This is a genomic window from Streptomyces kronopolitis (assembly GCF_050953795.1).
Lineage (GTDB): Bacteria > Actinomycetota > Actinomycetes > Streptomycetales > Streptomycetaceae > Streptomyces > Streptomyces kronopolitis_A.
This window is the reverse complement of the sequence record NZ_CP191851.1, coordinates 1-3,461: the sequence shown is the minus strand read 5'-3', so window position 1 is coordinate 3,461 and position 3,461 is coordinate 1. Positions and strand designations below refer to the sequence as shown.

4 protein-coding genes are annotated in these 3,461 nt (G+C 68.5%); 3 read left to right on the top strand and 1 reads right to left on the bottom strand.

Annotation, left to right across the window (positions count from 1 at the left end; genetic code table 11):
* Positions 1–549 precede the first annotated feature (549 nt).
* From ACQP17_RS34175 to ACQP17_RS34165, 3 genes are read left to right on the top strand one after another with little or no spacing between them, the layout of a single operon-like run.
* On the top strand, positions 550–1,077 hold the full coding sequence (locus ACQP17_RS34175) for a hypothetical protein (protein WP_433860095.1): 528 nt from the start codon (positions 550–552) through the stop codon (positions 1,075–1,077).
* A complete protein-coding gene (locus ACQP17_RS34170; RefSeq protein WP_433860094.1) occupies positions 1,074–1,661 on the top strand; it encodes a bifunctional DNA primase/polymerase in 588 nt (195 codons plus the stop codon). Before ACQP17_RS34175 ends, ACQP17_RS34170 begins: the two co-directional genes overlap by 4 nt.
* Positions 1,651–2,067, top strand: coding sequence for a hypothetical protein (locus ACQP17_RS34165; RefSeq protein WP_433860093.1), 417 nt, complete (start codon positions 1,651–1,653; stop codon positions 2,065–2,067). Before ACQP17_RS34170 ends, ACQP17_RS34165 begins: the two co-directional genes overlap by 11 nt.
* Positions 2,068–2,187: 120 nt before the next feature.
* Here ACQP17_RS34165 and ACQP17_RS34160 read toward each other — a convergent pair whose 3' ends face one another.
* The gene (locus ACQP17_RS34160; RefSeq protein WP_433860092.1) at positions 2,188–3,438 is read right to left on the bottom strand and encodes a DUF2637 domain-containing protein; all 1,251 of its coding nucleotides are present in this window, start codon (positions 3,436–3,438) and stop codon (positions 2,188–2,190) included.
* Positions 3,439–3,461: the final 23 nt, after the last annotated feature.

The following is a 3,461-nucleotide window of genomic DNA, read 5'->3' as shown; positions in this document are numbered from 1 at the left end:
GCCGCTTTTCGGGCTCCGTGTCGGTGTGGGTCAGGGTGATGCGGTTGGTGTGGTGCGCGTACTGCGGGAGTTCGGACGCGGGGATGTTGTTGGTGGTCATGGCGCGGCCCTTTCCGGATCGTGGTGGGCCGGGAGGAACCCCGGCTTGTGTCGGGTTGACCCGACAAAAAATGTAGGGGTAACCCGACACGGGGGCAAGGGTTACTGACGCCGCGCCAGGAGGTTGGCGTGAAAGAGCCCCCATGACCTCGTCCAGTCACAGGGGCACCATGTCGCTGACCTGGGGTGTTACAGCGTCGGCTGCTGGCTGCCGGCCTTTCCATCCCTCTCGGCTTTCCTCCTGAGTGGCGGTGCCTCCACTAGAGTTGGATCTGCGGTCGCTGACCGTGGGCCCGGCTCATGGCCCGGTGCGTCCGGCCCAGACCGGACGCGCATCACCGAAGGTGCTCTGCGCCGAGCCACCACCACATCGCAATCGCCCTTGCTGGCCTCGCTCTTGGCGGCCGGTGAGTCTGGGATCACCGCGAGCCGCGGAATCGAGAGCTTGAGATGCCGAAGAACCACGCGCGCAAGAAGGCCCTGGCCGGCCTCAAGGACGAGCTGGGCATCAAGCACGCCTGCGCCATTGCGCTCCTGGACCACCCCGACCCGGACGAGCGGGAGACGCTGGTCGAGTACCTGGAGACGTACGTCGACATCAACACGTACCGCGAGGCGGTCGACTGGATGCGCAACGACCCGCGCCGCCAGGTCCTGTGCGAGACGTGCGGTTGGTCGGTCGCGATGGTCTGCCCCGAGTGCCCCGGGTGCGGCTGCTACGACGGCCGTTGCTCGGGCTGGCGGCACTCCGAGTACCAGGCCGCAGCCGACGACTACGACCCGGACGCTGGCGTGTACTGCCGTGATTGCGGGGCCGGGTCGTCCAGCCCGTACGACGAGTGCACCTGCTGGGAGGACGACGAGGACCAGGAGCACGAGGCGGTCCCGGCTCCCAGTCCCGAACGCCTCGTCGACCTGCCCTCCCACGGCGGGTGGGGCTCCAGCTCCAGCGCCTCCACCTCGGGCTGGGCGTCGTGACGACCGCGGCCGCGGCCGCTAGCCTCGCCGCCCGCGGTCTGGCCGTGTTTCCCCTCCTGCCCGGCGGCCGCAGGCCCGCCGCCGGCACTCGGCTTTCGCAGTGCCTCAGCGACCCGGCGCGGGTCCGCCAGCTCTGGCGCGCCGGCGACAACATCGGCGTCGGATGCCGGGCTTCCGGCATCGTCGGCCTCGACCTGGACGTGGATAACGAGGGTGACGGCGTGGCCGAGCTCGCTGCTCTCGCCGCGCGGCTCGGGGAGGCGTGGCCGGATACGCTGACGACGTCCACTCCGAGCGGGGGCCGGCACTTGTACTTCCGGGTGCCGGCTGGCTGCACCATCGGCAGCTTCTCCGGCGGCCGGACCGGCCTCGGGCCCGGTATCGATGTCCGCGGCCCCGGTCGCCGCTGCGGCGGCTATTTGATCGGCGCGGGCTCTGTCGTCGACGGCCGCCGGTATGTCATTGACCACGACGTGGCCGTGGCTCCGCTGCCCGGCTGGATCGCCGCGGTGCTTGACCTCCCGGCCCGGAGCGTCGTGTTGCCGTCCGACGGACCGACGGTAGGAAAGGGGAGTGACAGATGACGACGAAGCAGACGAGGGCGAGATCCTGCCGGAACTGTGCGATCTCTGCGGAGTAGTGATCTCCGACCAGTCGGAGATCAATGCGGTCGTCCGTGATTCGTCCGTCACCCATGCTCATGACGCGCAGCTGGATGGGAAGCGGTGGCTCACCGCCTGTTCGCGTGAGCATATGGCTGAGCTGGTCGAACAGTACAAGCAGCGGCCGTTCGTGGACGCCGAACTGTGGGCAGGCAAGATCGCCCGTGCGATCGAGGCTCACGGCGGAAGGATCAGTTCGGAGGAGCTGGCCGAGGAGACCGGGCTCGCCCAGGACCAAATCGAGATCGGGGTGTTGTGGCAGAACTTGGGCGCCTTGCGCTGGCACCAGCGGTTCGGGAAGGGTGAGGGCCCGGCACCGGCGGGCTGATCAGGTGGTATGTGGGGATGACGAGGGCCAGGGCATGTTGCACCCCGTACAGTCATAAGCGAAGGCCGCAGGCAATTCGAGTGCCTGCGGCCTTCGCCGGTGATCCCGTTTCCTGCTGGCCTACCGCTTGGTCAGGATGTCCTCCGGCAGCAGGCCCTCACGCTCCATCTGCTGTAGATGCCGCTGGACGGTGCGGGCGCCTACGCTGTGCCTCTCGGCAATGCGCGGGCCGTTAACGGTTTCGTTCGCCTCAAGGGCTGCGATTACCAGCTGGACGGTGCGGCGGTAGTTCGCGTCGCTGCTGGCCTGGGCCTGGCGTTCGCGGGCCTCCTCCTCACGGTCCTCCCGGCTCTCCCGCTCCTCGCGGGTCTCGATGCGGGGCTCACCCTCGCCGATCCTCGGGTCGGCGGAGTCGGCGGCGTATGGAACATCTCCGTGAGGCTCGGAGATGGCCTGCTGGCCTACCGGGAGAGCGGTCTGCTCGTCGGCGTTCTGCAGCTCGCGGTGCTCGGTGGCCGGAGCAGGGTTCTCCAGTGCTGCCGGGCGTGAGAGCTCCTCGACCAGCAGGGTGTAGCGGCCGGGATTTTGGTCGCTGTCGACTCGGAACCGCTGTTCGCCCTCGGCCAGGATCTTGGTCCGGGCCCGCAGGCGGACGTGTGTGGGCACGCCGCGCCAGCTGCCGTTGTGTGCGGCTTTCAACTCGTGCTTGCTGATCAGCAGGTGCTCTCGCACCCAGAGGGCCTGCTCGGGGGAGTGGATGCCGTGCAGAGCCATCAGCCGCCACCGAGCGAACGCCTCCCTCGTGTTGAGGAGCCACTCGACGCCTCGGAGGCTGGCAAGGGGCGGGGGCAGGAGCCCCATGTCCTCAAGTGCCTTCTTCCGCACGCTGTGGATCAGGTACTCGAAGCAGACGATGAACATGCCGACGGGCACCACGTGGGTCAGCGTGCCTTCAAAGCCCGCGGCTTCAGCCCGAGCGTTCGTGACGAGCGTTGCGAGCGCGCCGAGGGCCACCAGGAGCCGCAGGAAGCCTGCGCGCCGGCCCTTTCGGGCTTCGCGGATGACGTGCAGCGACAGGATGATGATGCCGCCCTCGAAGCTGAGGGGGACGATGTGGGACATGTTCGGGCTGAACTTGCCCTTTTTCTCCGCGATCTGGCGAATCGTCTCGTACGAGGCTGAGAACCCGAGGCCGATGAGCGCATAGGTCCCGGCGGTCGTGAGGGCGGACATACCCCAGTCGACCCACTCGGCCGGGCTGCGGTTCTCGTTGGCGCTCCGCCGCAGCGCGCGAAGCGCCTCCCATCGGTTCTCCCGACGCGGGGAGGTGGGGGCCTCCTGCTCCGTGGTCGACGGGGTTTCCTCGTCCATTGCGTCTCCTCCCTGATGGGGGC